At 76.4% G+C, this 2,192-nt stretch carries 1 pseudogene; it reads left to right on the top strand.

The features are described from left to right. Positions 1-187 precede the first annotated feature (187 nt). Positions 188-1,213, top strand: a pseudogene (locus HUW36_RS31420) (inositol-3-phosphate synthase); the annotation flags it as partial. Positions 1,214-2,192: the final 979 nt, after the last annotated feature.

The raw sequence follows: 2,192 nt of genomic DNA, 5'->3' as shown, positions 1-2,192 counted from the left end.
ACAGCCTCCGGCGCCGGCCGGCGAGGGCCCGCCGCGGTTGCGCCCCGCGGTGGGGACGAGGCCGGCTCCGGGGAGCGTGCCGCCGGAAACCCTCCGGGCGGCACGACCAGCACGGCCCTCCGGTGCGGCCGGACCGGGATTCCCCGGCCGCACCGGTGGACCGGCACCGACCTGGGGAGGTAGCGCCATGCGTACGGGTGTCTGGCTGGTCGGGGCACGTGGCTCGGTCGCGACCACGAGCGTGGTCGGGGCGCTCGCCCTGCGGGCCGGGCTGACCGCGCCGACCGGCTGCGTCACCGAACTACCCGAGCTGCGCGGACCCGCGCTGCCGGGCTTCACCGACCTCGTCTTCGGCGGCCACGACGTGGTCGCCACCCCGCTCACCAAACGTGCCGAGGCGCTCGCCGCCGCCGGGGTGCTGCCCGGTCGGCTGGCCGACGCCGTGACGCCGGACCTGGCCGAGGTGGAGGCGTCGCTGCGCCCCGCGCCGACCGACGGTGGCCCGGGCGACCGGATCGCCGCCGTGGTCCGCGACCTCACCGACTTCCGCCGCCGGCACGAGCTGGACCGGGTGGTGGTGGTCAACGTCGCCGCCACCGAGCCGGCGCCCGCCCCGCACCCGGCCCACCACGACCTGGCGGTGCTGCGCGACGCGCTGGCCGGTCCGGTCGACGTGCTGCCGGCCAGCTCCCGGTACGCGTACGCGGCGTTCACCGCCGGCTGCCCGTACGTCGACTTCACCCCGTCCACCGGCGCCCGGCTGCCGGCCCTGGTCGCGTTGGCCGACGAGCGCGGGCTGCCGTACGCCGGGCACGACGGCAAGACCGGCGAGACGCTGCTGAAGTCGGTGCTGGCGCCGATGTTCGCGATGCGGCACCTGGCCGTGCGCTCCTGGTCCGGGACGAACCTGCTCGGCGGCGGCGACGGCGCCACGCTCGCCGAACCCGCCGCCAACGCCGCGAAGGTGGTCAGCAAGCAGCGGGTTCTCGCCGAGACGCTCGGCTATCTCCCGCAGGGCAGCACCCGGATCGACTACGTCGAGGAGCTGGGCGACTTCAAGACGGCCTGGGACCTGGTCACGTTCGCCGGCTTCCTGGGCACCGGGATGCGGATGGAGTTCACCTGGCACGGCTGCGACTCCGCGCTGGCCGCCCCGCTGGTGCTCGACCTGGCCCGGCTCACCGCCGCGATGCTCGCCGGCACCGCCCCCGGCGCCGACGCCGCCACACCCCGCTTCGACGCCGGCGACGACCGTCGGATCGGCTACGGCTGGTTCACCAGCCGGTACGGCAACCGGGAGATCGTCTGGCACGACGGCGGCACCGGCGGCTTCCGGGCGTACGTCGGCTTCGACCGCGCCGCCGGTAGGGGCGTCGTGGTGCTCGGCAACACCGCCCGCGACCTGGACGCGCTCGGCCTGCGGCTGCTCGGGGTCACCGGCGACGCGGCGCGCGGGTCGATCGGGCTGCCGGCCTGGATCGGCGCCGGGCTCGCGCTGGTGTTCACGTTCCTCGGCGCCCAGTCGCTGTGGAGCACCGCCCGGCGTGGACCGGACCGGATCACCGTGCTCTCCGCCGCCGTCTGGGCGCTGGTCTGCCTCGGCCTCGCGCACCGGCTCGGCGACTGGTCGCTGGTGCCGGGCCTGCTCTGGCCCGTCGGCGCGGCGCTGACCGGGGCGGCCCTGGTACCCGCCGTGCGGCGATGGCGCGAACTGCCCGGGGTCGTCGGCGCGCCCCGGTGGCGGCGCTGGACCGGCGCGGCGCTGTCCCTGGCCTTCGCCGGGCTGGCGGTGGCGGCGATCGCCGCCTGACCGCCCGAGCGGGTGCGCACCCTCGCCCGGCCCCGTCGGTCGAGCCGGTGAGCCGTCGACGCGACTCTCGTCCGGGACCCGAACTCCTTGATCACCGAACACGCCGGTTCGAGATCTTGGTACGGAACGGCCCCTGGAGGGGCCCTTTTCGTACCAAGATCTTCGCGGTTCTCGTGATGTGGACGCGATGTCCCGCCAATTGGCGCGGGGCTTCGGAGCCGGGTGGCTCGGGGGCTTCGACTGGTGGTCGAAGGGCTGGGCGGGTGGTCGGGGGTGGCGGCGTGCGGGTCAGGCGGGGCGGCGGGGCGGCAGGCCCAGCGCGGCCCGGACCTTGCCGGCCGTCCGGTCACCGGTGTGCGCCTCGGCGGCCCGGATCTCGCGG

This window comes from Micromonospora maritima, assembly GCF_902825405.1.
Lineage (GTDB): Bacteria > Actinomycetota > Actinomycetes > Mycobacteriales > Micromonosporaceae > Micromonospora > Micromonospora maritima.
The sequence above is the reverse complement of the archived record's forward strand: the minus strand, read 5'-3'. Positions and strand labels throughout refer to the sequence as shown.